Here is a 23,111-nt window from a genome sequence, read left to right on the forward strand (position 1 = left end):
AACCTCGAACCTCGAACCTCGAACCTCGAACCTCGAACCTCGAACCTCGAACCTCGAACCTCGAACCTCGAACCTCGAACCTCGAACCTCGAACCTCGAACCTACTCCTCCGCGTCCTCGTCCAGCTCCTCGGCGGCGTCGGCGTGGGAGAGGCGCAGGCCGGTGGGCGGCAGCGGCGTGCCGTCGAAGCGGGCGCCGCCCTCGCCGAACCGGAGCCGGCCTTCCAGGCACCACTTCACCGCGATCGGGTAGATCAGGTGCTCGCGGGCCTGGACCTTCTCCTTCAGGCTGTCCTCGGTCTCGTCCGGGGCGACGGCCACCGCGGCCTGGAGCGCCACCGGGCCGCCGTCGAGTTCCTCGGTGACGAAGTGCACGCTGCAGCCGTGCTCGGCGACGCCGTCGGCCAGCGCCCGGGCATGGGTATGCAGGCCCTGGTAGGCCGGCAGCAGCGAGGGGTGGATGTTGATCAACCGCCCCAGGAAGCGTTGCACGAAGCGCGGGGTGAGAATGCGCATGAAGCCGGCCAGCACCACCAGGTCGGGCTCGTGGCGCTCGATGACCTTGATGAGGGCGCCGTCGTAGGCCTCGCGGCTCTCGTACTCGCGATGGGGCAGGGCGACGGCGTCGATGCCGGCCTCGCGGGCGCGCTGCAGGCCGTAGGCGTCGGCCTGATTGGCGATCACCGCGACGATCCGGCCGCCCAGCCGGTCGTGGCTCTGTTCGTCGATCAGCGCCTGGAGGTTGCTGCCGTTGCCGGAGATCAGCACCACCACCCGCCGCTCCTCGGCGGGTTCGGCGGCGAAGTCGTTCAGGGTGTCGCTCGCGTAGCCGTTCTCGCTCATGCCTCGAGGTTCTCCAGCTGGACCGCCTCGTCATCCTCGCCGCGGGCGACGATCTCGCCGATGCGGTAGACCGTCTCGCCCAGGCCCTGCAGGTGGGCGCGGGCCTGGTCGGCCTTGTCGGCCGGCACCGCCAGCACCATGCCGATGCCGCAGTTCAGTACCCGGTACATCTCGTCCTCCGCGACGTTGCCCTGGCGCTGCAGCCAGTCGAACACCGCCGGGCGCTCCCAGCTGGCCACGTCGACGCGCGCCGCGGCCCCCTCGGGCAGCACCCGGGGCAGGTTCTCGGTGAGGCCGCCGCCGGTGATATGCGACAGGGCGTGCACCGGCACGTCGGTCTCCTTGATCAGCGACAGCAGCGGCTTGACGTAGATGCGGGTCGGCGCCAGCAGCGCCTCGCCCAGCGGCCGGCCGTCGATGGCGGTGTCCAGGGAGGCGTCGGAGACCTCGAGGATCTTGCGGATCAGCGAGTAGCCGTTGGAGTGCGGGCCGGAGGAGGCCATGCCCAGCAGGACGTCGCCCTCGGCGACCCGGCTGCCGTCGAGGATCTCGTCCTTCTCCACCACGCCGACGCAGAAGCCGGCCAGGTCGTAGTCGTTGCCCTCGTACATGCCCGGCATCTCGGCGGTCTCGCCGCCCACCAGGGCGCAGCCGGCCTGCTCGCAGCCCTCGCCGATGCCGGTCACCACGTCGGCGGCGATGTCCACGTCCAGCCTGCCCGTGGCATAGTAGTCGAGGAACAGCAGCGGCTCGGCGCCGGCCACCACCAGATCGTTGACGCACATGGCCACCAGGTCGATGCCGATGGTGTCGTGGCGGCACAGGTCCATGGCCAGGCGCAGCTTGGTGCCCACGCCGTCGGTGCCGGTGACCAGCACCGGCTCGCGGTAGCCGGCGGGCAGCTGGCACAGGGCCCCGAAACCGCCGAGCCCGCCCATGACCTCGGGGCGGCTGGTGCGACGGGCGACGCCCTTGATGCGGTCGACCAGGGCGTTGCCGGCATCGATGTCGACCCCGGCGTCCTTGTAGCTGAGGGAGGCGCCGTTCGGGGGATTGGTGGAATCGGTCATGGCCTGTCCTGTATGAACATTGCGATCGAAGCAGCCCGCGCAGCTCACGGCCCCGCCGGGCTGGGCAAGATGGGGCGGGAATTGTAGCATCCCGGCGCGCGGCTCGCACCGCCGCGCCGGGCATCACACAGGGAGAGCGCGATGCGCAGACAGGGGTGGATCCTGGCCGTTCTGGCGGCCATCGGACTGTGGTTCTTCATCAGCATCGAGCCGGTGCTGATGCCGTTTTTCGTCAGCATGGTGCTGGCCTACCTGGGGGATCCGCTCGCCGATCGGCTGGAGGCCATGGGGCTGTCGCGGCGGCTGTCGGTGTCGGTGGTGTTCCTGCTGCTGACGCTGACCATCGTGACGGTCCTGCTGCTGGTGATCCCGGTGCTGGGCCGCCAGCTCGGTCAGCTCATCGAGCTGCTGCCGGTGGCGCTGGACTGGATGCAGACCACCCTGGTCCCGCGCCTCCGTGACCTGACCGGCATCGACCTGGGCACCGACGTCGACCAGCTGCGCCGGGGGCTGCTCGACAACTGGCGCGAGACCGGCACCGTCGCCGCCAGCCTGCTGGCCCAGGTGTCGCGCTCGGGGCTGGCGCTGGCCGCCTGGGTCGGCAACCTGGCGCTGATCCCGGTGGTGACCTTCTACCTGCTGCTGGACTGGGACATCCTGGTGGCCAAGGTGCGCGCCTCGCTGCCCCGCCACTGGGAGCCCGCGGCGGTGCGCCTGGCCGGCGAGTGCGACGAGGTGCTGTCGGCCTTCCTGCGCGGCCAACTGATCGTCATGCTCTGCCTGGGCATCATCTACGCCCTGGGGCTGACCCTGCTGGGGGTGAAGTTCGGCCTGCTGATCGGCCTGCTGTCGGGGCTGGCCAGCATCGTGCCCTACCTGGGCGTGATCGTGGGCATCGGGGTGGCCGGGCTGGTGACCTTCTTCCAGTTCGGCGACATCCTGATGCTGCTGGCCGTGGGGGGCGTCTTCGGCCTCGGCCAGCTGGTCGAGAGCACGGTGCTGCAGCCCAAGCTGCTCGGCGACAAGATCGGCCTGCACCCGGTGGCGGTGATCTTCGCGGTGCTGGCCGGCGGGCAGCTGTTCGGCTTCACCGGCGTGCTGCTGGCGCTGCCGGTGGCCGCGGTGATCATGGTGGTGTTGCGTTATCTCCATGAGCATTATAAAAACAGCACACTTTATGACGCGGGCCACCGCCCCCCGGACGAGGAGTCGCCATGAGCCGAGCACCCGCGCAGCTGCCGCTGGGCGTGGGGCTGCGCGACGACGCCACCTTCGCCAACTACCATCCCGGGCCCAACGCCGGCCTGGTCGACCGCCTGCGTCACCAGCTCGACGATGACGGCGAGCCCTTCCTGTACCTGTGGGGGAGCGAGGGCGTGGGCCGCAGCCACCTGCTGCAGGCGGCCTGCCATGCCGCCTCCGACCGCGACCGGCGCGCGCTCTACCTGCCGCTGGAAGAGCTGGGCCACTTCCCGCCGCTGATGCTGGAGGACGCGGAGCGGCTCGATCTGGTGGTCATCGACGACCTGGACCGGGTGGTGGGGCGCAAGCGCTGGGAGGAGGGCCTCTTCCACGCCTTCAACCGGCTGCGCGATGCCGGGCGGCGTCTGGTGATCGCCGCCCAGGCGCCACCGCGTCAGCTCGGCGTGAAGCTGCCCGATCTGGCCTCGCGGCTGACCTGGGGTATGACCTACCACGTCCAGGGGCTGGACGACGAGGGGCGCCTGGCCGCCCTGCAGCTGCGCGCCCGGGTGCGCGGCATGCAGCTGCCCGACGAGGTGGCGCGCTACATCCTGCATCGCGGCCCGCGCCGCCTGGATGCCCTCTTCGAGGCGCTGGAGACCCTGGACCACGCCTCGCTCTCCGCCCAGCGCAAGCTGACCATTCCCTTCGTCAAGCAGGCGCTGGGCTGGTAGCGGTCAGTCCCGGCTGCACAGCCAGTCGGCATCGAAGCGGAAGGCATTGAGGATGTCATCCTGGGTGAAGCCGTAGCCGGCTAGGGTGTCTTCCCAGGCCTGGGTGTTGCGGTAGTCGAGCAGCTCCTCGTCGAAGGCGTCGCGCAGGCTCTCGGCATCCGGCGGGAAGGTGAAGGCGCCCCAGCTGCGCACGATCTCGCCGTCGATCACCGGGTCCTCGAAGTTCTGTACCACCTCGACCTCGGGGTTCTGCTCGTCCAGTTGGCTCACGGTGAGGCCGGTACCGGCATAGGCGTCGGCCTGGCCGCCGAGTAGGGTGTCGATGGCCGCGGCGTTCTCGGCGATCCTCACCACCCGGTCATCGGGCACCCCGAGCGTCGCCATCATGCCGACCTGGGTCGCCCCCTCCAGCACGGCGATACGTAGGTCATCGCGTTCGGCGAAGTCGGCATAGCCGCCGATCTCGAGCGGGTTCGAGGCCCGCACCAGCAGCCCCTCTCCGTAGGAGGTATTGGGTGCGGAAAACAGGACCCGCTCGCAACGGGCCGGGCGAATGGCCATCTCGGCGGCGGCCATGTCGAAGCGGCCTTCCTCGAGACCGGGGATCAGCTCGCCGAAGTCCGTCACCACCCATTCGATCTCCGCGATGCCCAGCTCTCCGAGGACATGACGAGCCACGTCGGGACCGGCACCGCGGCCCTCGCCGTCCTCGTCCAGGTAGCCGTAGGGTCGCTCGTCGGCCACCGCCACGCGGATGCTGCCGTTGTCCTGGAGCTCGGCCAGGTTAGCGGCAGGAGCCGGCATCGCCACGGCGAGGCTCAGCGGCAGCCCCCAGATGGCCAGGCGGGTGGAACTTCGAGCCTCAGTGCTCCTTTCCATCTCGTGTCTCCCTTCCGGACTCGCGGGACCGGATGGCCACCGCGGGGTCGCCTTCAGGGTAGATGCCTGGCCGATCCGTCGCCATGGCGGACCTCAGCGGTGGAGGCGTACCTCACGGTGCTGGCCGTCGGCCAAGGACACCTGGTGGATGATGATGCGGCGGCGACCCGTGGCCGGATCGACCAGGCTCCCGGAGACATAGAAGTCCCCCGCGGGCAGGCCGCGCAGGCGGAAGTAGCCGTCGGCGTCGGTGCGAGTGGTGTGGGTATAGGCTCGGGCCCGCGGGTCGGCGGGCTCCACGGCGCGGCCGGCCAGGGCCTGCTCGGCGGCCTCGGCGGAGTAGGTGGTGACCGGGGCCACCGAGATCGTCTCGCCGGCGCCGATCACGGTGCCCGCGCGGCCGTTCAGGGTCAGCCGGCCGCTCAGGGCGGCGTTGCCGGTCTTGTCCAGGGCGGCGTACTGCTCGGCCGGGAAGGGCACCCGGCGCGGCACGCGGCCCGGCGTGGCGGGACGGTCCTCGCCGATGTCGATCACCTCCGGCGGGGCATCGCGGCGAGTGACGCCCTCCGGCGGCAGCACCTGGCAGCCTGCCAGGATCGCGCCCAGCAAGACGGGAAGTAAGGGGTGTTTCATCGCACTCTCCCGGTTGGGGGTTGCCCTGTGCGCAGGAGAGGATACCGCAGAAACGACGACGGGGCCCCCGCCGTCGCGGGGGCCCCGTCGGGTCCTCGGCCTTCGAGGGCGCGTCAGGCCGACTTGGTGGCCTTGCTGGCGGTCTCGGTGGCCTGCTTGACGTTCTCCTCGGTCAGCTTCTGGCTCTGCTGGACGAAGTCCTGCTGCAGGGAAGCGACCTTCTCGGCGTCGCCCTTGAGGCGCTCGGTGAGCTCCTTGGCGACCTTCTGCTGGCCTTCCATGTAGCTGCGCAGGCCTTCGGCGTCCTTGACGTCGACCAGGGCGCGCAGCTGGGCCAGGCCGGTCTCGGCGTAGGCGCGGCCGGCTTCCAGCTGGGCGTGGGTCAGCTTCTCGGCGAAATCCACGGTCAGGCCGGCGTAGGCGCGGGCCGGGCCGAGGAAGAGGGCGTCGAGCTGCTCGGTGTAGGGCTTGGTGTCGAACGGTTGCATCGTCTTCGCCTCCTTGGGTGGCGTTCATCTCGAAGGCCGGGGCAGGATGCCGATGCCTTCTCGCGTCTGTTGCAGTGCAACATAGCAGGCTCTTTTGTGCAATGCAACATGCGCGGGCGCGGTTTTTCATCGCCGCCTTGCAAGGGGCCGCGGCCGCCACCATGGTGTCAGGACACGTCATCGCAGGAGCCGAACATGAGCGAGCAGCGCATCGAACGCGACAGCATGGGCGAGCTGAAGGTCCCGGCCGATGCCCTCTACGGGGCCCAGACCCAGCGGGCGGTGAACAATTTCCCGGTGTCCGGCCAGGCGATGCCGTCGGCCTTCGTGCACGCCATCGCCCGCATCAAGCTGGCGGCGGCGCGGGTCAACCGCGAGCTGGGCCTGCTCGACGCCGAGCGCGCCGCGGCGATCGCCGCCGCCGCCGAGGCGGTCATCGCCGGGGAGCACGACGACCAGTTTCCCGTCGACGTCTTCCAGACCGGGTCAGGCACCTCCAGCAACATGAACGTCAACGAGGTGATCGCCCGCCTGGCCGGGCGCGACGACCTGCCGGTGGGGCCCAACGATCACGTCAACATGGGGCAGTCGAGCAACGACGTCATCCCCACGGCGCTGCACCTGTCCGCCGCCCTCGAGGTGACCCGCGAGCTGCGCCCGGCGCTGGTGCACCTGCACGAGACCATCGACGTGCGCGCCGCCGAACTCGATGGCGTGGTCAAGACCGGTCGCACCCACCTGATGGATGCCATGCCGCTGCGCATGAGCCAGGAGCTCGGCGGCTGGTCGAGCCAGGTGGCCCAGGCCATCGAGCGCTTCGACGCCGCCATGCCGCGGCTTGGCCGGCTGGCTCAGGGCGGCACCGCGGTGGGCACCGGCATCAATGCCCACCCCGAGTTCGCCGAGCGGATGGCCCGGGAGCTCGGCCGGCAGACCGGCCTGGCGCTCTCGCCCAGCGACAGCTTCTTCGCCAGCCTGGGCGGCCAGGACGCCGCGGTCGAGCTTTCCGGCCAGCTCAAGGGCCTGGCCTGCGTGGTCATGAAGATCGCCAACGACCTGCGCTGGATGAACTCCGGCCCGCTGGCCGGTCTCGGCGAGATCGAGCTGGAGGCCCTGCAGCCGGGCAGTTCCATCATGCCCGGCAAGGTCAACCCGGTGATTCCCGAATCCGCCGCCCAGGCCGCGGCCCAGGTGATCGGGCTCGACGCGGCGGTCACCGTGGCCGGCCAGAGCGGCAACTTCCAGCTCAACGTCATGCTGCCCCTGGTGGCCCACAACCTGCTGACGTCGATCACCCTGATGGCCAACACGGCGCGGCTGCTGGCCGATCGTGCCATCGCCACCTTCAAGGTGCGCGAGGACAACCTGCGCGAGCCGCTGTCGCGCAATCCGATCCTGGTGACCGCGCTGAACGCGGTGATCGGCTACGACGCCGCGGCGGCGATCGCCAAGCGGGCCTACCAGGCCGGGCGCCCGATCCTCGACGTGGCCGAGGAGGACACCGAGCTGAGCCGCGAGGAACTGGAGCGGCTGCTGGATCCGGCCGCGCTGACCCGGGGCGGGCTACCGCAGTAGGCTCGGGCGGCATCCGGCGCAGGGCCATCGCGGAGATCGGAGCGCCGAGGACACGTCGCCAGGCCGGCTGGTAGACAGGATGGCTCCCGACGGCTAGAGCACCTTGCGACGCAACAGGCCGGTCACCGCCTCGCCGACCAGCACCAGGGCGATGATGGCGATCAGGATGGTGGCTACGGTGGGCCAGGCGAAGGTGTCGATGGAGCCCTGCAGGATCACTCCGATGCCGCCGGCGCCGACCAGCCCCAGCACCGTGGACTCGCGGATGTTGATGTCCCAGCGCAGGATGACGATGGCGAAGAATGCCGGCATCACCTGGGGCACCACCGCGTAGGCGATCACCTTGGCCTTGGAGGCGCCGGTGGCCTCCATGGCCTCCACCGGGCGGCGGTCGATCTCCTCGATGGCCTCGCCCATCAGCTTGCCGATGAAGCCCACCGAACGGAACATGATGGCCAGTATCCCCGCCAGCACCCCGGGGCCGAAGATCGCCACGAACAGCAGCGCCCAGATGATGGTGTTCACCGAGCGGCTGGAGACCAGGATGAAGCGCCCCAGCCACAGGCAGGCGCGGTTGGGCGTGGTGTTCTGGGCGGCGATGTAGGAGACCGGCAGGGCGATGAACACGGTGAGCATGGTCGCCAGGGTGGCGATGTGCACCGTCTCGATCATCGCCTCGACGATCTCGGCGAGCCGGGTCGGGTCCGGCGGCCACATGCGGGCGCCGAGGCTCGAGATCTGGTTGGGCGCGTCCCACACCCAGGGCCAGAAGATGTCGATGTCGCTGATCGCCCAGACCACCACCATCAGGGTCAGCAGCAGCACGCCGTAGCGGATCAGCTGCTGCTTGGGGTTGTGCCGTCGCCAAACGCGATCGGCCAAGAGCTCGGCGTCGTCTACCATATCTTCTTCCTTACCCAGCCGCTGACGCCTTCGCTGGCCAGGATCACCGCGATGATCACCAGCAGGATGGCGAAGGCGAAGTCGTAGTCGTAGCGCCCGAAGGCGTTCATCAGGGTGCTGCCGATGCCGCCGGCCCCCACGATGCCGACCACCGCGGAGGCTCGCAGGTTGCTGTCGAGCTGATACATGGAGAGCCCCACCTGGCGGGGCAGGATCTGCGGGAAGACGGCGTAGAAGAGCGTCGCCAGATAGCCGGCGCCGGTGGAGCGCATCGCCTCCACCTGTCCCCAGTCGATCTCCTCGATCTCCTCGGCAAGCAGCTTGCCGACGAAGCCGATCGAGTAGAGGGTCAGGGTCAGGATCCCCGCCAGCGGGCCGAAGCCTACCGCCGCCACGAACAGGATGGCGACGATCACCGGGTGGAAGCTGCGCGAGACGATGATCACCGCGCGTCCCAGCAGGTAGATCGGCAGGGGGGCGACGTTGCGGGCCGCCATCACCGCGAAGGGCACCGACAGCATCACGCCGAGCAGGGTCGCCAGGATGGCGATCTGCAGGCTCTCGGTGAAGCCGGTGAGCAGCAGGTCGAAACGCGACAGGCTCGGCGGGAAGCCGCCGCCGAAGATGCGCGCCGCTCGCGGCAGGCCCTCGCTGATGCGTTCCCAGTTGAAGGGCAGGGTGCCCAGCGCCCAGGCCAGGTAGGCCGCCAATACCACCAGCAGGCCGTAGCGCACCAGCGGATTGGCGATGAAGGGCGGCTTGCGCCAGGTGCGCGGCGAGGCGGAGCCATCGCGGTCAGGCTTGGCCATCGCGCACCTCCTCCGCGGCGGGCGGGGCGAGTTCGTCCTCCGGCGCCTCGATGCCGCCGTAGATGGCGTCCAGGGCCTCCTTGTCGAAGTCCGTGGGGGCGCCGTCGAAGATCATGGTGCCGTGGCGCAGTCCGACGATGCGGTCGGTGTAGGCCCTGGCTTGGGCCACGTTGTGGATGTTGATCAGCACCGGCAGCGACAGCTCGCTGGCCAGGCTCTGCAGCAGCACCATGATCTGCTCGGAGGTGCGCGGGTCGAGCGAGGCCGTGGGCTCGTCGGCGAGCAACACCTCGGGTTCCTGCATCAGCGCCCGCACCACGCCCACCCGCTGGCGCTCGCCGCCGGAGAGTTCGTCGGCGCGCTTGTTGGCGTAGTGGGCGATGCCCACGCGCTCCATCAACACGAAGGCGCGCTCGATGTCGGCCTCCGGGTAGCGGCGGGTGATGGCCTGGAAGAGGTTCACGTAGCCGAGCCGCCCGGCCAGCACGTTCTCCATCACGGTGAGGCGGTCGATCAGGTTGAAGCCCTGGAAGACCATGCCGATCTTGCGTCGGGCGCGGCGCAGCTCGGCGTGGCGCAGCGCGACCAGCTCGGTGCCGTTGAGCCTGATCGAGCCCGAGGTGGGCTCCACCAGGCGGTTGATGCAGCGCAGCATGGTGCTCTTGCCGGCGCCGGAGGCGCCCACGATCGAGACGACGCTGTTGCCTTCCACGGTCAGGTCGAGCCCCTTGAGGACCGGCTCGTCGCGGCCGTAGCGCTTGATAAGGTGGGATATCTCTAGCATGAGGGATCCGTCGAGAAAGGGTCACCAAGACAATGACGCCGACCTTCCGCAGAGGCCGGCGTCGCGGACGCGCGAGGCTTACTGCAGGTTGTCGGGGGTGTACTCGACGCCGTTGGCGCTCTGGATGGTGCGGATGACCTGCCAGTTGTCCTGGTAGTTGATGGGGATGAACTTCTCGACGCCTTCGAACTCTTCGCCGAGTTCGGTGCCTTCGAACTCGAAGCTGAAGAAGGCCTCCTCGATCTTGTCGACCAGATCCGGGTGCAGGTTGTGGGCGTAGTTGTAGGAGGTGGTCGGGAAGCTGTCGGACTCGTAGAGGATCTTCACGTCCTCCGGATCATAGAGGCCGCGGGCGGCCATGCGCTCGACCACTTCCGAGGCCACCGGGGCGGCGTCGTAGTCCTGGGCCACCACGCCGAGCATCGACTGGTCGTGGCTGCCGGAGTAGACGACCTCGTAGTCCTCGCCGGGCACGATGCCCATCTCCGGGAACAGCGCCCGCGGGGCCTGGTTGCCGGAGTTGGAGGTCGGCGAGGTGTGGGCGACGCGCTTGCCCTTGAGGTCCTCCATCTCGTCGATGCCGGAGTCGACGTGGGTATAGAGCTGCAGGGTGTAGCCGAAGCGCCCGTCCTCGGCGCCCATCAAGGCGAAGGGCACCGCGCCCGCCAGGTTGACGGCGAAGGGCGTGGGGCCGGTGGAGAAGCCGGCGATGTGCAGGCGGCCGCTGCGCATGGCCTCGACCTGGGCCGAGTTGGACTGCACGGCGAAGAAGCGCACGTCGCGATCGGTGACCTCTTCGAGGTGTTCGATGAACGGTTGCCAGATATCGGAGTAGATGGCCGGATCCTCGACCGGGGTGTAGGCGAAGATCAGGGTGTCCGGGTTGGCCCACTCCGATTGGTCGGCGGGACGGTCGGCGACCATGTCGCCGTTCTCGTCGCAGTAGATTTCGGCCAGGGCGCCGCGCTCGCAGTCCTCCTGTGCCTGTGCCTGGCCCGACAGCAGGGCCAGCGGCAGCAGCGCGGAGAAGGCGATGGGGGCGAGCGGGAAAGTGCCGGCGCGGGCGGAAGGATGGATCATGGCGTGCCTCACGATTATTGTTCTAGCGCATGTGGGGTATTGCATGTTCGGATATCGACATCAGTGAAATGCAGATGATTGAATCCGAATATTCACCATCAATCTAGGGTTTGTCGCGAAACTATGTCAAATGCTTTCCCTCCCGCTGGGTCATGGCGAAATCACTATCTGCTGATGCGTCACGGCCACAGCCTGGCCAACCAGGAGGGACGCATCATCAGCGCGCCGCCGCGCGGCCTGGTGGCGTTCGGCCTCTCCCCTCACGGCCGTGCACAGCTCGATGCCCTGCTGGCCGACTGGCGGTGGGCCGAGCCTCAGCGCATCCTGCACTCGGACTTCCGTCGGACCACCGAGACCGCGGAGCGCGTCGCCGCGCATTTCGGCCTGACGCTCGCCGCCGAGCCGCGCTTGCGGGAGCGCTACTTCGGCGAGTTCGAGGGACACAGCGACGCCCGCTATGCCGAGGTATGGGCTCGGGACGCCCGGGATCCCGCGCGCTGCCAGGACGGTGTCGAGCCGGTCACCCAGGTGGCGGCGCGCATGCGGTCGGTACTCGACGAGCTGGAGCGCCGTCATCGGGGCGAGACGATCCTCCTGGTCAGCCACGGTGATCCGCTGCAGATCCTGCTGACCGCCCTGCAGGAGCGGGCGCTGAGCCGCCACCGGGAGCGCGAGCCCCTGGCGCCGGCCAGTGTCACGCCACTTCTCGCCTCGCGGTAAGCCTGTGGCGTCGGGCCTCGTCCCGGGCCGCCCGCTCAGGCGGTTCGTGGGCGCTTTGTCGACGGCCCGGCGACCGGGAGTGCGGTCTCTAGATAATCGCTCAGCCGCTGTCGCTCGCGCGCGCTGAGGTGCAGGGCCAGCTTGGTGCGCCGCCACAGGATGTCCTCCGCGCTGCGCGCCCACTCACGCTCGATCAGATAGTCGACCTCGGCGGCGGTCAGGCCGGCCCCGAAGGCCTCGCCCAGGGCTGCCTGGGAATCCCGGCCGTCGAGGAAGGCCCGGCACAGGGTGCCATAGGTGCGGGCGAAGCGACGCGCCTGGCCGGCCTCCAGATAGGGGTAATCGGCGAGCAGTCGCGCCGTGAAGCTCGCGTGATCGCCGATATCGCCTCCCGGCAAGGGCGCCTGGGCGGTCCAGGCCGGCTGCATGGTGGGCAGGTGCGGTTCGAGGGCCGACAGGGCGGCCTCGGCGAGCTTGCGGTAGGTGGTGATCTTGCCGCCAAACACCGACAGCAGCGGGGCGCCCTGGGTGTCCAGGTCCAGGGTGTAGTCGCGGGTCATGGCCGAGGGGTCGGCGGACTCGTCATCGCACAGCGGGCGGACCCCGGCGAAGGTGCGGATGACGTCGTCGCGGGTCAGGGGCGTCGTGAAGTGGTCGTTGACCACCGACAGCAGGTAGTCGATTTCCTCCTCGGTGGCCTCTGCCCGGGACGGATCTCCCTCGTAGGCTCGGTCGGTGGTGCCGATGAGGCTGAAATCCTCCTCGTAGGGCAGCACGAAGACGATGCGCTGGTCGGTGTGTTGCAGGATGAAGGCGCGATCGTCCGGGTTGCGGCGGGGCACGATCAAATGGCTGCCCTGGATCATGCGCACGCTGTACCGGGAGGGGCGATGGGCCTTGCCCTTGACCACGCCCTCGACCCAGGGGCCGGCGGCATTGACCAGGGTCTTGGCGCGCCGGGTGAAGCGCCGCCCGCCGTCGGTGTCCTCGAGCTCGATTTCCCAGTGCCCCCCGACCTCGCGGGCGTCGATACAACGGGTGTGGACCAGGACCTCGGCGCCATGCTCCCGAGCCTGGAGGGCGTTGAGGACCACCAGGCGGGCATCGTCCACCCAGCAGTCCGAGTACTCGAAGCCCTTGGTGATGTCCGGCGTGAGGCCCTGGGCGGCGGTGATCCTGAGGCCGCGGGAGCCGGGCAGGCGCTGGCGCTTGCTGAGGTGGTCGTAGAGGAAGAGGCCGGCACGCAGCATCCAGGCCGGGCGCAGGTGGCGGCGGTGGGGAAGGATGAATCGCAGCGGCCAGATGATATGCGGCGCCTTGGCCAGCAGCACCTCGCGCTCTCGCAGCGCTTCGCGGACCAGGCGGAACTCATGGTGCTCGAGATAGCGCAGTCCGCCGTGGATCAGCTTGCTGCTCGCCGAGGAAGTGGCGCCGGCCAGGTCGGCCTGCTCGCACAGGCCCACCGAGAGGCCGCGGCCGGCGGCATCGGCGGCGATGCCGGCGCCGTTGATGCCGCCACCGATCACGAAGATATCTAGCAAATCTGAAGAAGTCGCCATGCAGGGCTCCGGCCGGCACGCTTGCCGGGGTGTCTGGGGATGATCACGATGTGTTTGGAAACGAAAATAGAGTAATGGTTTCCGAACATCAAGTGGGTCGACCTCGCCGCCGGTAACGACCAGAGGGAGAAAGGGGGCTGGCGATGCGGTTCAGGAGATATGCAGGTCGACGTCGTGGTCGCGGAGGATCTGCAGGATGCGCTCGGAGGGCTGGCGGTCGGTGAAGAGGGCGTCCAGTTGGGCGAGGTTGCCCTGACGGACCACCGGGTTGCGTTGGAACTTGGAATGATCCGCGGCGAGAAAGATCTGGCGGGAATTTTGGATGATGGCCTGGGCCACGCGGACTTCCTGGTAGTCGAACTCCAGGAGCGAGCCGTCCTCGTCGATGCCGCTAATGCCGATGATGCCGAAATCCACCTTGAACTGGTTGATGAAGTCGATGGCGGCCTCGCCGATGATCCCCCCGTCCCGCGGGCGTACCTGGCCGCCGGCGATAATGACGTTGAAGTCGTCCTTGCGCTGCAGGATGGCGGCCACGTTGAGGTTGTTGGTGATCACCTCCAGGCCGTGGTGATCCAGCAGTGCCTCGGCAACCACTTCGTTGCTGGTGCCGATGTTGATGAACAGGGAGGCATGATCGGGGATGTGGCGGGCGAGGTCGGCGGCGATGCGCTGCTTGGCCTCCAGGTTGAGGGTCTTGCGCATCGCGTAGGCGGTGTTGACGGTGCTGGACTCGAGCCCTGCGCCGCCATGCACGCGGCGAATCTGCCCCTCGCCGGAAAGGCGGTTGAGGTCGCGGCGAATGGTCTGGGGGGTGACGGCGAAATGCTCGGTGAGCTGCTCGATGCTGGCATAGCCCTGGCGGCGTACCAACTCGATGATGCTCTCCTGGCGTTGCTGTGGGTTCATGCCAACTCCTTGATTGCCATGATTCTACGTCATTCACCCGGATGCTGCAGGGCGATCTTGATGAGCCGTCGATAGACGAAAGTCGCAGCCATGCCCTGGCTGGTGCCAATTGAGCGAGGGGGGTGACTCGCGTAGTCTCTGTGATCGTAAATGAACATTATGGTTGCAGAAAGCGAAACGGCGCCAGTATTTCAACAACACCAGGATGCTTGCCATGGCTTCTTACCTCCTTGCCATCGACCAGGGCACCACCAGCTCCCGCGCCATCCTCTTCGATCGCGAGGGGCGCAGTGTCGCCTCCGCTCAACGCGAGTTTCCCCAAGAGTTTCCCGCCGATGGCTGGGTCGAGCATGACCCTGAGGCCATCTGGGAAACGGTGTTGGCCACCTGTCGCGAGGTGGTCGCCCGGCAGGGGGTGGAGCTGGCGGATATCGCCGGCATCGGCATCACCAACCAGCGTGAGACCACACTGCTGTGGGATAGGGCTACCGGGAAGCCGCTCCACAATGCCATCGTCTGGCAGGATCGGCGAACCGCAGAGGCCTGCCGGGTCCTGCGCGACGCCGGCCACACCGACATGGTCCAGGCGCGCACCGGCCTGCTGATCGATCCCTATTTCTCGGCGACCAAGTTGGCCTGGTTGCTCGAGCATGTCGAGGGCGCCCGGGCGCGTGCCGAACGCGGCGAGCTGGCCTTCGGCACCATCGATACCTTCCTGATCTGGCGCTTGACCGGCGGACGGGTGCATGCCACCGATGCCACCAATGCCTCGCGCACGGCGCTGTTCGACATCCATGCCCAGCGCTGGGACCCGGAGCTGCTCGATCTCTTCGGCATCCCGGCCAGCGTGCTGCCCGAGGTCAAGGACTCCAGCGACGATTTCGGACACGCGAGGGCCGACTGGTTGGGTGGCGAGCTGCCCATCGCCGGCGTTGCCGGCGACCAGCAGGCCGCCCTGGTGGGGCAGGCCTGCTTCATGCCGGGGATGGGCAAGAGCACCTATGGCACCGGCTGTTTCATGATCGTCAACACCGGCGACCAGGCCGCCGTCTCCCGCAATCGCCTGCTCACCACCGTGGGCTATCGCCTGAACGGGGTGCCGACCTATGCCATGGAAGGCAGCATCTTCGTCGCCGGGGCCACGGTGCAGTGGCTGCGCGACGGGCTGAAGCTGTTCGCCGAGGCCGCCGAGACCGAATCCCTGGCCAGCGAGACCACCAGCGGGCACAGCGTCTATCTGGTGCCGGCCTTCACCGGGCTGGGCGCCCCCCACTGGGATCCCAAGGCGCGCGGGGCCATCCTGGGGCTGACCCGGGACACCGGCATCGCCGAGATCGTCGCCGCCGGGCTGCAGGCGGTCTGTTACCAGACCCGCGACCTGCAGGTCTGCATGAGCGATGACATGAGTGCCGTGCCGGGGACCCTGAGGGTCGACGGCGGCATGGTCGCCAACAACTGGGTCATGCAGTTCCTCGCCGACATGTTGGGCGTGCGCGTGGATCGCCCCGAGGTGCTGGAGACCACCGCCCTGGGGGCGGCCTACCTGGCCGGGCTGCGGCTCGGCTGGTATCGCGACCTGGACGAGATCGCCGGCCTGTGGCGCTGCGGCGACAGCTTCCGGCCGCGGATGGCGGAGGCCGAGCGCGAGCGCCTCTACCAGGGCTGGCAGGAGGCGGTGGCGCGGGTGCGTTCCCGCCCCGAGGAGGCGGGCTCAAGTGACTGATAGCAGGCGGGTTGGCCGGGCGCCGTCGGGAAAATAGGGCTTGCATTTCCCACCGGCGTGAGTAGAATATGCAGCCGTTGTCAGGGCCAGCGAGGCCCGTCGGCAGGACCATAGCTCAGTTGGTTAGAGCGCCACGTTGACATCGTGGAGGTCGGCGGTTCAAATCCGCCTGGTCCTACCAAGTCCTCCTCGCGCCCGGGAAGCAGGACCATAGCTCAGTTGGTTAGAGCGCCACGTTGACATCGTGGAGGTCGGCGGTTCAAATCCGCCTGGTCCTACCAGCCTTCCTCGCGACATCGCCTTCAGGACCATAGCTCAGTTGGTTAGAGCGCCACGTTGACATCGTGGAGGTCGGCGGTTCAAATCCGCCTGGTCCTACCAGCTTCCCGAAACGCCCCGCGGCCTCACCGGCCCGGGGCGTTTCTCGTTGCCGACGCCGTTCGGCATGTCCTACAGCTCGCCGGGCCGCCCGCCGTGCCGCGGGCGTCGGCGCTCACCCCAGGTCGCTGCGCTCGACGAAGACGCGGGCCAGGGCCTCGAGGCCGGCCTGATCGTCGGCGCTGAAGCGCCCCGGCTTCGGGCTGTCCAGGTCCAGCACGCCCCACAGGCGCTCCCCGGCGACGATCGGAATCACCAGTTCGGCGCGCGAGGCCGCGTCGCAGGCGATATGGTCGGCGACGACATGGACGTCATCGACTCGCTGGGTCTCGCGGGAGCGAGCCGCGGCCCCGCACACGCCCTTGTCGAAGGGGATGGGGTGGCAGGCGGGCTTGCCCTGGAAGGGGCCCAGGCCGAGCATCCGCGGCGCGCGCTGCAGGTAGAAGCCGGCCCAGTTCAGGTCGGGGATCTCTTGCATGAGGAAGGCGCAGGTCTGGGCGCTGTTGGTCAGCCAGTCGCGGGTGTCCAGCAGGGCGTCGAGCTGTCGGGCGAGCAGGGCGTAGTCGGTCATGTCGTCTCCTCCAACGAAAGGGGCCGGCGCAGCGGCCGGCCCCGGGGTCTGGATGTGCTCTCGGGCGCGGGATCAGTCTTCCCAGCCCGGGACGGCCGCGCCCTCGAACAGCGCCTCGGCCTTGGCGGCGACTTCCTCGCTCTGGTAGGCGTCGACCAGCTGGCGGATGGCCTCGCGGTCCTCGTCGCCGGCGCGCACGGCGATGATGTTGACGTACGGCGACTCGGGGCCTTCCTTGACCAGGGCGTCGTCCAGGCTCAGGCCGGCGGGCTGGGCGAAGGTGTTGTTGATGAAGGCCATGTCCACGTCCGGCAGCACGCGGGGCAGCTGGGCGGCCTCGATCTCGCGGAAGTCGAAGTCGTGGGGGTTGTCGACGATGTCCAGCGGGGTGGCCTCGAGGTTCTCGGGATCCGCCAGGGTGATCAGGCCCGCGTTGTGCAGCAGGATCAGCGACCGGCCCTCGTTGGTCGGATCGTTGGGCAGGGCGATGGTCGCCCCCTCCGGCAGCGCCTCGAGGCTGTCGTACTTCTCGGAATAGGCGCCGATCGGGTAGACGAAGGTGCGGCCGGCGATGGCGAAGTCGTAGCCGCGGTCCTCGACCATGGACTGCATGTAGGGCTCGTGCTGGTAGGCGTTGGCATCCAGGCTGCCGTCGGCCAGGGCGGCGTTGGGCGTCACGTAGTCGGTGAACTCGACGATCTCGACCTCCAGGCCGTACTCGCGCTCGGCGATGTCCACCGCGACCTGCATGACGTCGGTCTCGGGGCCGGCCACGGTGCCCACCTTGAGGCCGTGCTCGTCGGCGCTGGCCTGGCCGATCGCCAGGGCGAGGGCGGAGGCGGCGAGGCCGCCGATCAGGATGCTGCGCATGTCGATGTCTCCCTATCGAGGCGATGATGATGATCGAGGATCGATCATAAAAGAATAAGCGCCATCTGTGTAATGCTTTTTTGTTATTTGGGGCCGGCCCCGCGAGCATGTCGCGTCCCGCGGCCGGCCGGGGCGCTCACTTGTGGTCGCTCTTGCGGACCAGGTAGTCGCCGAGGCTCTGGAAGCCCTGCACCATGACCACCAGGATCACCACCGTGATCAGCATGATGGTGGGGTTGAAACGGTTGTAGCCGTAGCGGATGCCCAGGTCGCCGAGGCCGCCGCCGCCCACCGCGCCGGCCATGGCCGAGTAGCTGACCAGGGTGACGATGGTCACGGTCAGGGCGGTGAAGATGCCGCCCCGGGCCTCGGGCAGCAGCACCTTGGCGATGATCTGCCCGGGCGTGGCGCCCATCGACTGGGCGGCCTCGACCAGTCCGGGGCTGACCTCGTTGAGGGCGCCTTCCACCAGGCGCGCCACGAAGGGGATGGCGGCGATGGTCAGCGGCACCACGGCGGCATTGGTGCCGATGGACGAGCCCACCAGTGCGCGGGTGAAGGGGATGATCGCCACCATCAGGATGATGAAGGGCACCGAGCGGCCGACGTTGGTGATCACGCCGAGCACGCCGTTGAGCGCCGGCTGCTCGAGGATCTGCCGCGGGCGGGTCACGTAGAGCAGCACGCCGAGCGGGATGCCGAGCAGTGCGGAGATCAGCCCGGAGACCGCGACCATGTACAGGGTGTCGAGGGTGGCCTCGAGGATCAGTTCAAGCATCGCGCCGGACATGGCCGAGCACCTCCACCTTCAGGTCGTGGGTTTCCAGATAGTCCAGGGCGCGGCGGGTCTCCGCCGCGTCGCCCATGAGTTCGGCGATCATCAGGCCCAGGGTGCGGTCCTGGATGGACTCGACCTTGGCCTGGAGGATGCTGACCTCGACCCCGCACTCGCGGGCCAGGCGCGAGATCAGCGGCGTGGAGACGGCGTCGCCGGAGAAGGCCAGCCGCACCACCGGGTGGCTGTGCTCGCCGGGCGCCTCCTCGAGGCGTTCGATCAGCGCCCGGGGCGGGTCGAGCTCGAGGAAGTCGTTGAGGAAGTCGCGGCCCAGCCGGGTGCGCGGGGCGGTGAAGAAGTCGCCGACCTCGGCCTCTTCGACCAGCTCGCCGCCGGAGATCAGGCTGACCCGGTGGCAGATGGTCTTGACCACCTCCATCTCGTGGGTGATCAGCAGGATGGTCAGGCCGAGCTTCTGGTTGATGTCCTGGAGCAGCTCGAGGATCGCGCCGGTGGTGTGGGGGTCCAGGGCCGAGGTGGCCTCGTCGCACAGCAGCACCCGGGGGCGGCTGGCCAGAGCCCGGGCGATGGCCACGCGCTGTTTCTGGCCGCCGGACAGCTGGGCCGGATAGTGGCCGGCCTTGTCGGCCAGGCCGACCAGCTCCAGCAGCGGCGTGACGCGCTCGGCGATGTCGGCCTTCTTCATCCCCATCAGTTCCAGGGGCAGGGCGACGTTGGCGAACACGGTGCGCGAGGTCAGCAGGTTGAAGTGCTGGAAGATCATGCCGATGCGGTGTCGCGCCTGGTTGAGCGCGTCGCCGGCCAGGCCGGTGAGCTCCTGGCCGTCCACGGTGACGCTGCCGGTGGTCGGCCGCTCCAGCAGGTTCACGCAGCGGATCAGGGTCGACTTGCCGGCGCCGGACAGGCCGATCACCCCGTGGATCTGGCCCTTGGGCACGTGGAGGTCGACGGCCTTGAGGGCCTCGATGCCGTCGCGCCGGCCCCGGGAATAGTAGGTCTTGGATACGTTCTGCAGTCGGATCATCTGTGGGCCACCGGAGTGGCGCCGGGCGGGAGGCGGGCGGTGCAGGGGCGAAAAAAAAGGCCACCCTGGCGGGTGGCCATCAACGCTGGACACACCCTTTTAGCTGCACTTCACGCCGCGGAGCATCGCCCCGCGGCGTCGGCGCCCGCAATCCGGGTCCAAATCGGCGCCTTCAAAATGTGGCGGCAATCCTAGGTCTCGAACGTTCGTATGTCAAACGTTTTGGAGCATGTTGGCGGGATGAGGGCGGGGTGCCAACAAGATCGTCTGATCGCGGCCATTCGGCAGGAAATATTGCTGTCGATGCCGGGGCCGACAGGGCAGGCGGGTCGCCGGCGGCATGGACGCTCGCCCCCCGGCTTCTCTACACTGAGCCGCCTAATCTGCCGCCGCAGGCGGCTCGACTTCGGAGGAGCGTCATGTTCACAGGCATCGTGCAGGGCACCGCGGAGGTGGTGGCCATCGAGGAAGCGGAGGCCTTCCGCAGCCATGTGCTGGTCCTGCCGGCGGCACTGCGCGAGGGGCTGGAGATCGGCGCCTCGGTTGCCCACAACGGCGTCTGCCTCACCGTCACGGCCATCGACGGCGAGCGGGTCGGCTTCGACCTGATGCGCGAGACCCTGAGGGTGACCAACCTGGGGGAGCTGGCGGTGGGCGACCGGGTCAACGTGGAGCGGGCCGCGCGCTTCGGCGACGAGATCGGCGGCCACGCCATGTCGGGCCACGTCATCGCCACCGCCGAGCTGGTCGAGCTCGACGAGGCGCCCAACAATCGCCGGCTGTGGTTCGAGCTGCCCGCCGCCCTGGGGCGTTTCCTGTTCGACAAGGGCTATATCGGCGTGGACGGGGCGAGCCTGACCATCGGCGAGACGCGGCCGGCCGGCGGCGGCCATGGCCCGCGCTTCTGCGTGGACCTGATCCCCGAGACCCTGGCGCGGACCGTGCTGGCCGACCGGGCGCCCGGGGATCGCGTCAACATCGAGATCGACCCCCAGACCCAGGCCATCGTCGAGACCGTGGAGCGGGTCATGGCGGCGCGCGGAGCCTGAGGCGTTCAGCCTGCGTTGGCGTCGTCACTGGCGCCGACCCCGCCACCTCCCTTATACAACGGGTAGCCCCGCCGCCGGGGGAGGGCGCCTCGCATCGCGCCGCGCCTTCCGCTACCATGTGCGGCTTTTCTCGCATCCAGGACGCGATCCTGCGTCATCCAGGAAGACACCCATGCTGACACGCCTGATCGACAAACAGTTCGCGCTCGCCGACCACGGCACCGACATCAAGACCGAGCTCATCGCCGGGATCACCACCTTCCTGACGATGGCCTACATCATCTTCGTCAATCCCAGCATCCTGTCCGAGTCCGGCATGGACTACGGCGCGGTCTTCGTCGCGACCTGCCTGGCCTCGGCGGTGGGCTGTCTGATCATGGGCCTGTGGGCCAACTATCCCATCGCCCTGGCTCCGGGGATGGGGCTCAACGCCTTCTTCACCTACGGCGTGGTGATGGGCATGGGCTACAGCTGGGAGGCGGCGCTGGGGGCGGTCTTCCTGTCCGGCTTCACCTTCTTCCTGCTCAGCGTGTTCCGCATCCGCGAATGGATCATCAACTCGATCCCCATGTCGCTGCGCCTGGGCATCGCCGCCGGCATCGGGCTCTTCCTGGCCATGATCGCGCTGAAGAACGCCGGCATCGTGGTGGCCAACCAGGCGACCTACGTGGCGCTGGGCGACCTCTCCGAGCCCTCGGCGCTGTATGCGCTGCTCGGCTTCTTCGTGATCACCGCCCTGGCCCATCTGCGGGTCACCGGGGCGGTGATGATCGGCATCCTCGGCGTGACCGTGCTGGCCATCCTGCTCGGCCACAACGAGTTCGGCGGCATCGTCTCCATGCCGCCGTCCATCGCGCCGACCCTGATGCAGCTGGACCTGGCCGGGGCCTTCGACATCGCCATGTTCAGCGTGGTCTTCGCCTTCCTGTTCGTGGATCTGTTCGACACCTCCGGTACCCTGATCGGCGTCGCCCATCGCGGCGGGCTGCTCGACGAGAACGGCAAGCTGCCGCGCATCGGCCGCGCCATGATGGCCGACAGCGGCGCCTCCATGGCCGGCGCGGCGCTGGGCACCTCCACCACCACCAGCTACATCGAGTCCACCGCCGGCATCGTCTCCGGCGGCCGCACCGGCCTGACCGCGGTGGTGGTCGGCGGGCTCTTCCTGATCAGCCTGTTCTTCGCCCCGCTGGCCGGCTCGATTCCGGCCTACGCCACCGCCGGCGCCCTGCTGTACGTGGCGGTGCTGATGGCCGGCAGCCTGGCCCACGCCGACTGGAACGATGCCACCGAGGCCGCCCCGGTGTTGATCGCCGCCCTGGCGATGCCCTTGACCTTCTCCATCGCCGAGGGCATCGCGCTCGGCTTCATCAGCTTCGTGGCCATCAAGGCGCTGTCCGGTCGCTTCCGCGACCTGAATCCCGCCGTGGTGGTGCTTGCGCTGGTCTTCTGCGCCAAGTTCCTGTTCCTCGACTGACACCGACCGACGAGAATCGCGATGAGCATCTACGGCGACTACATCAAGTCCGTCATCCGCACCGTTCCCGACTGGCCCCAGGCCGGGGTCAACTTCCGCGACATCACGCCGCTGCTGCAGAACAGCGCGGCCTTCCGCAAGCTGATCGACAGCTTCGTGCACCGCTACCAGGAGATGGACCTCGATGCCATCGCCGCCATCGACGCCCGGGGCTTCATCGTCGGCGCGCCCCTGGCCTACGAGCTGGGCTGCAGCTTCGTGCCGGTGCGCAAGAAGGGCAAGCTGCCGTTCCAGACCATCAGCGAGACCTACACCCTGGAATACGGCGAGGCCGAGGTGGAGCTGCACAGCGATGCCTTCCGCGAGGGCGACCGCATCCTGGTGGTCGACGACCTGATCGCCACCGGCGGCACCATGCTGGCCGCGGCCAAGCTGATCACCCGCAGCGGCGGCCAGGTGGTGGAGACCGCCACCATCGTCGACCTGCCGGACCTGGGCGGCGCGGATCGCATCCGCGAGGCCGGCTTCGGCGTCTTCGCGGTCTGCTCCTTCACCGAGGATGAATGACACCACCATGAGCACCCATCGTTACCACCAGCACTTCACCGTTTCCTGGGACCAGCTCCACCGGGACGTCCGCGAGCTCTGCCACCGCCTGGTCGAACGCGACTTCAAGGGCATCGTCGCCATCACCCGCGGCGGGCTGATCCCCGCGGCGCTGATCGCCCGGGAGCTCAACGTGCGGCTGATCGACACCGTCTGCATCAAGAGCTACGACGGCAAGGACCAGGGCGACCTGGAGGTCATGAAGGGCGTCGACCATGACGGCGACGGCTGGCTGCTGGTCGACGACCTGGTCGATACCGGCAAGACCGCCCGCAAGGTCCGCGAGATGCTGCCCAGCGCCCACTTCGTGACCGTCTACGCTAAGCCGGAGGGCCGGCCGCTGGTCGACCAGTACCTCACCGAGGTGGCCCAGGACTGCTGGATCCAGTTCCCCTGGGATATGGGCGTGGCCTACGTCGAGCCGCTGGCCGACCAGGTCAAGCGCTGAAC

The 23,111-nt window shown here is 68.5% G+C and carries 24 protein-coding genes and 3 tRNA genes; 12 read left to right on the forward strand and 15 right to left on the reverse strand.

Annotated elements, in window-relative coordinates; translation table 11 throughout:
• Nucleotides 1–101: 101 nt before the first annotated feature.
• Nucleotides 102–842 (reverse strand): phosphoribosylglycinamide formyltransferase, encoded by a 741-nt coding sequence (gene purN, locus QC818_RS02135; RefSeq protein ID WP_309651196.1) that lies wholly within the window; start codon nt 840–842, stop codon nt 102–104.
• Entirely contained in the window at nt 839–1,912 is a 1,074-nt protein-coding gene (gene purM, locus QC818_RS02140; RefSeq protein ID WP_309651197.1) for a phosphoribosylformylglycinamidine cyclo-ligase, read from the reverse strand. The genes purN and purM overlap by 4 nt, the downstream gene beginning before the upstream one ends.
• Before the next feature lie 141 nt (nt 1,913–2,053).
• On the opposite strand from purM, the gene QC818_RS02145 reads away from it, so the two are divergent.
• On the forward strand, nt 2,054–3,130 hold the full coding sequence (locus tag QC818_RS02145) for an AI-2E family transporter (protein WP_309651198.1): 1,077 nt from the start codon (nt 2,054–2,056) through the stop codon (nt 3,128–3,130).
• Nucleotides 3,127–3,828, forward strand: a complete 702-nt coding sequence (gene hda / locus QC818_RS02150) for a DnaA regulatory inactivator Hda (protein ID WP_309651199.1) — start codon at nt 3,127–3,129, stop codon at nt 3,826–3,828. The genes QC818_RS02145 and hda overlap by 4 nt, the downstream gene beginning before the upstream one ends.
• Nucleotides 3,829–3,831: 3 nt before the next feature.
• Here the strand turns inward: hda and ehuB are convergent, their stop codons facing one another.
• From ehuB to QC818_RS02165, 3 genes are all read right to left on the reverse strand, one after another.
• A complete protein-coding gene (gene ehuB, locus QC818_RS02155) occupies nt 3,832–4,707 on the reverse strand; it encodes an ectoine/hydroxyectoine ABC transporter substrate-binding protein EhuB (RefSeq protein WP_309651200.1) in 876 nt (291 codons plus the stop codon).
• 93 nt (nt 4,708–4,800) lie between these two features.
• Entirely contained in the window at nt 4,801–5,340 is a 540-nt protein-coding gene (locus QC818_RS02160; protein ID WP_309651201.1) for a carboxypeptidase-like regulatory domain-containing protein, read from the reverse strand.
• A gap of 113 nt (nt 5,341–5,453) precedes the next feature.
• A complete protein-coding gene (locus tag QC818_RS02165) occupies nt 5,454–5,828 on the reverse strand; it encodes a phasin family protein (RefSeq protein ID WP_309651202.1) in 375 nt (124 codons plus the stop codon).
• 195 nt (nt 5,829–6,023) lie between these two features.
• On the opposite strand from QC818_RS02165, the gene QC818_RS02170 reads away from it, so the two are divergent.
• Entirely contained in the window at nt 6,024–7,403 is a 1,380-nt protein-coding gene (locus QC818_RS02170) for a class II fumarate hydratase (protein WP_309651203.1), read from the forward strand.
• A gap of 93 nt (nt 7,404–7,496) precedes the next feature.
• On the opposite strand, the gene phnE (QC818_RS02175) is transcribed toward QC818_RS02170, so the two are convergent.
• The 4 genes from phnE (QC818_RS02175) to phnD form a co-directional block, all read right to left on the reverse strand.
• A complete protein-coding gene (phnE, locus tag QC818_RS02175; RefSeq protein WP_309651204.1) occupies nt 7,497–8,306 on the reverse strand; it encodes a phosphonate ABC transporter, permease protein PhnE in 810 nt (269 codons plus the stop codon).
• Nucleotides 8,300–9,115 carry a phosphonate ABC transporter, permease protein PhnE gene (gene phnE, locus QC818_RS02180; protein WP_309651205.1) on the reverse strand — a complete coding sequence of 272 codons (816 nt, stop codon included), beginning with the start codon at nt 9,113–9,115 and terminating at the stop codon, nt 8,300–8,302. The genes phnE (QC818_RS02175) and phnE (QC818_RS02180) overlap by 7 nt, the downstream gene beginning before the upstream one ends.
• Nucleotides 9,102–9,899, reverse strand: coding sequence for a phosphonate ABC transporter ATP-binding protein (phnC, locus tag QC818_RS02185; RefSeq protein ID WP_309651206.1), 798 nt, complete (start codon nt 9,897–9,899; stop codon nt 9,102–9,104). Before phnC ends, phnE (QC818_RS02180) begins: the two co-directional genes overlap by 14 nt.
• 78 nt (nt 9,900–9,977) lie before the next feature.
• Nucleotides 9,978–10,979 (reverse strand): phosphate/phosphite/phosphonate ABC transporter substrate-binding protein, encoded by a 1,002-nt coding sequence (phnD, locus tag QC818_RS02190; RefSeq protein WP_309651207.1) that lies wholly within the window; start codon nt 10,977–10,979, stop codon nt 9,978–9,980.
• 174 nt (nt 10,980–11,153) lie between these two features.
• Here phnD and QC818_RS02195 point away from each other — a divergent pair, with 174 nt between their 5' ends.
• A complete protein-coding gene (locus tag QC818_RS02195; protein ID WP_309651208.1) occupies nt 11,154–11,699 on the forward strand; it encodes a histidine phosphatase family protein in 546 nt (181 codons plus the stop codon).
• Between the two features lie 35 nt (nt 11,700–11,734).
• Here QC818_RS02195 and glpD read toward each other — a convergent pair whose 3' ends face one another.
• On the reverse strand, nt 11,735–13,258 hold the full coding sequence (glpD, locus tag QC818_RS02200; RefSeq protein WP_309651209.1) for a glycerol-3-phosphate dehydrogenase: 1,524 nt from the start codon (nt 13,256–13,258) through the stop codon (nt 11,735–11,737).
• A gap of 150 nt (nt 13,259–13,408) precedes the next feature.
• The gene (locus QC818_RS02205) at nt 13,409–14,167 is read right to left on the reverse strand and encodes a DeoR/GlpR family transcriptional regulator (protein WP_309651210.1); all 759 of its coding nucleotides are present in this window, start codon (nt 14,165–14,167) and stop codon (nt 13,409–13,411) included.
• A 214-nt stretch (nt 14,168–14,381) separates the two neighbouring features.
• Between QC818_RS02205 and glpK the strand changes: the two genes are divergently transcribed.
• From glpK to QC818_RS02225, 4 genes are all read left to right on the forward strand, one after another.
• Nucleotides 14,382–15,890 (forward strand): glycerol kinase GlpK, encoded by a 1,509-nt coding sequence (glpK, locus tag QC818_RS02210; RefSeq protein ID WP_309651211.1) that lies wholly within the window; start codon nt 14,382–14,384, stop codon nt 15,888–15,890.
• A 104-nt stretch (nt 15,891–15,994) separates the two neighbouring features.
• Nucleotides 15,995–16,071, forward strand: a tRNA-Val gene (locus QC818_RS02215).
• Between the two features lie 23 nt (nt 16,072–16,094).
• A tRNA-Val gene (locus QC818_RS02220) sits at nt 16,095–16,171 on the forward strand.
• A gap of 23 nt (nt 16,172–16,194) precedes the next feature.
• Nucleotides 16,195–16,271: transfer RNA gene (locus QC818_RS02225), tRNA-Val, on the forward strand.
• Between the two features lie 112 nt (nt 16,272–16,383).
• Here the strand turns inward: QC818_RS02225 and QC818_RS02230 are convergent.
• From QC818_RS02230 to QC818_RS02245, 4 genes are all read right to left on the reverse strand, one after another.
• Nucleotides 16,384–16,839 carry a GAF domain-containing protein gene (locus tag QC818_RS02230; protein ID WP_309651212.1) on the reverse strand — a complete coding sequence of 152 codons (456 nt, stop codon included), beginning with the start codon at nt 16,837–16,839 and terminating at the stop codon, nt 16,384–16,386.
• 72 nt (nt 16,840–16,911) lie between these two features.
• Nucleotides 16,912–17,709, reverse strand: coding sequence for a MetQ/NlpA family ABC transporter substrate-binding protein (locus QC818_RS02235; RefSeq protein WP_309651213.1), 798 nt, complete (start codon nt 17,707–17,709; stop codon nt 16,912–16,914).
• A 136-nt stretch (nt 17,710–17,845) separates the two neighbouring features.
• Nucleotides 17,846–18,499 (reverse strand): methionine ABC transporter permease, encoded by a 654-nt coding sequence (locus QC818_RS02240; RefSeq protein ID WP_309651214.1) that lies wholly within the window; start codon nt 18,497–18,499, stop codon nt 17,846–17,848.
• A complete protein-coding gene (locus QC818_RS02245) occupies nt 18,480–19,529 on the reverse strand; it encodes a methionine ABC transporter ATP-binding protein (RefSeq protein ID WP_309651215.1) in 1,050 nt (349 codons plus the stop codon). The genes QC818_RS02240 and QC818_RS02245 overlap by 20 nt, the downstream gene beginning before the upstream one ends.
• 419 nt (nt 19,530–19,948) lie before the next feature.
• Between QC818_RS02245 and QC818_RS02250 the strand changes: the two genes are divergently transcribed.
• The 4 genes from QC818_RS02250 (at nt 19,949) to gpt (ending at nt 23,109) form a co-directional block, all read left to right on the forward strand.
• A complete protein-coding gene (locus QC818_RS02250) occupies nt 19,949–20,578 on the forward strand; it encodes a riboflavin synthase subunit alpha (RefSeq protein WP_309651216.1) in 630 nt (209 codons plus the stop codon).
• Nucleotides 20,579–20,750: 172 nt separating this feature from the next.
• On the forward strand, nt 20,751–22,055 hold the full coding sequence (locus tag QC818_RS02255) for an NCS2 family permease (RefSeq protein ID WP_309651217.1): 1,305 nt from the start codon (nt 20,751–20,753) through the stop codon (nt 22,053–22,055).
• Nucleotides 22,056–22,076: 21 nt separating this feature from the next.
• Nucleotides 22,077–22,622 carry an adenine phosphoribosyltransferase gene (locus QC818_RS02260; protein WP_309651218.1) on the forward strand — a complete coding sequence of 182 codons (546 nt, stop codon included), beginning with the start codon at nt 22,077–22,079 and terminating at the stop codon, nt 22,620–22,622.
• Between the two features lie 7 nt (nt 22,623–22,629).
• Nucleotides 22,630–23,109, forward strand: coding sequence for a xanthine phosphoribosyltransferase (gene gpt / locus QC818_RS02265; RefSeq protein WP_309651219.1), 480 nt, complete (start codon nt 22,630–22,632; stop codon nt 23,107–23,109).
• The last annotated feature ends 2 nt before the right edge of the window (nt 23,110–23,111 follow it).

It is taken from the genome of Halomonas koreensis (assembly GCF_031451675.1).
GTDB classification, from domain to species: Bacteria; Pseudomonadota; Gammaproteobacteria; order Pseudomonadales; family Halomonadaceae; genus Halomonas; species Halomonas koreensis.

Coding starts and splice junctions, on each gene's coding strand:
- purN (WP_309651196.1), bottom strand. CDS start 842: ATGAGCGAGAACGGCTACGCGAGCGACACCCTGAACGACTTCGCCGCC.
- purM (WP_309651197.1), bottom strand. CDS start 1,912: ATGACCGATTCCACCAATCCCCCGAACGGCGCCTCCCTCAGCTACAAG.
- QC818_RS02145 (WP_309651198.1), top strand. CDS start 2,054: ATGCGCAGACAGGGGTGGATCCTGGCCGTTCTGGCGGCCATCGGACTG.
- hda (WP_309651199.1), top strand. CDS start 3,127: ATGAGCCGAGCACCCGCGCAGCTGCCGCTGGGCGTGGGGCTGCGCGAC.
- ehuB (WP_309651200.1), bottom strand. CDS start 4,707: ATGGAAAGGAGCACTGAGGCTCGAAGTTCCACCCGCCTGGCCATCTGG.
- QC818_RS02160 (WP_309651201.1), bottom strand. CDS start 5,340: ATGAAACACCCCTTACTTCCCGTCTTGCTGGGCGCGATCCTGGCAGGC.
- QC818_RS02165 (WP_309651202.1), bottom strand. CDS start 5,828: ATGCAACCGTTCGACACCAAGCCCTACACCGAGCAGCTCGACGCCCTC.
- QC818_RS02170 (WP_309651203.1), top strand. CDS start 6,024: ATGAGCGAGCAGCGCATCGAACGCGACAGCATGGGCGAGCTGAAGGTC.
- phnE (WP_309651204.1), bottom strand. CDS start 8,306: ATGGTAGACGACGCCGAGCTCTTGGCCGATCGCGTTTGGCGACGGCAC.
- phnE (WP_309651205.1), bottom strand. CDS start 9,115: ATGGCCAAGCCTGACCGCGATGGCTCCGCCTCGCCGCGCACCTGGCGC.
- phnC (WP_309651206.1), bottom strand. CDS start 9,899: ATGCTAGAGATATCCCACCTTATCAAGCGCTACGGCCGCGACGAGCCG.
- phnD (WP_309651207.1), bottom strand. CDS start 10,979: ATGATCCATCCTTCCGCCCGCGCCGGCACTTTCCCGCTCGCCCCCATC.
- QC818_RS02195 (WP_309651208.1), top strand. CDS start 11,154: ATGCGTCACGGCCACAGCCTGGCCAACCAGGAGGGACGCATCATCAGC.
- glpD (WP_309651209.1), bottom strand. CDS start 13,258: ATGGCGACTTCTTCAGATTTGCTAGATATCTTCGTGATCGGTGGCGGC.
- QC818_RS02205 (WP_309651210.1), bottom strand. CDS start 14,167: ATGAACCCACAGCAACGCCAGGAGAGCATCATCGAGTTGGTACGCCGC.
- glpK (WP_309651211.1), top strand. CDS start 14,382: ATGGCTTCTTACCTCCTTGCCATCGACCAGGGCACCACCAGCTCCCGC.
- QC818_RS02230 (WP_309651212.1), bottom strand. CDS start 16,839: ATGACCGACTACGCCCTGCTCGCCCGACAGCTCGACGCCCTGCTGGAC.
- QC818_RS02235 (WP_309651213.1), bottom strand. CDS start 17,709: ATGCGCAGCATCCTGATCGGCGGCCTCGCCGCCTCCGCCCTCGCCCTG.
- QC818_RS02240 (WP_309651214.1), bottom strand. CDS start 18,499: ATGTCCGGCGCGATGCTTGAACTGATCCTCGAGGCCACCCTCGACACC.
- QC818_RS02245 (WP_309651215.1), bottom strand. CDS start 19,529: ATGATCCGACTGCAGAACGTATCCAAGACCTACTATTCCCGGGGCCGG.
- QC818_RS02250 (WP_309651216.1), top strand. CDS start 19,949: ATGTTCACAGGCATCGTGCAGGGCACCGCGGAGGTGGTGGCCATCGAG.
- QC818_RS02255 (WP_309651217.1), top strand. CDS start 20,751: ATGCTGACACGCCTGATCGACAAACAGTTCGCGCTCGCCGACCACGGC.
- QC818_RS02260 (WP_309651218.1), top strand. CDS start 22,077: ATGAGCATCTACGGCGACTACATCAAGTCCGTCATCCGCACCGTTCCC.
- gpt (WP_309651219.1), top strand. CDS start 22,630: ATGAGCACCCATCGTTACCACCAGCACTTCACCGTTTCCTGGGACCAG.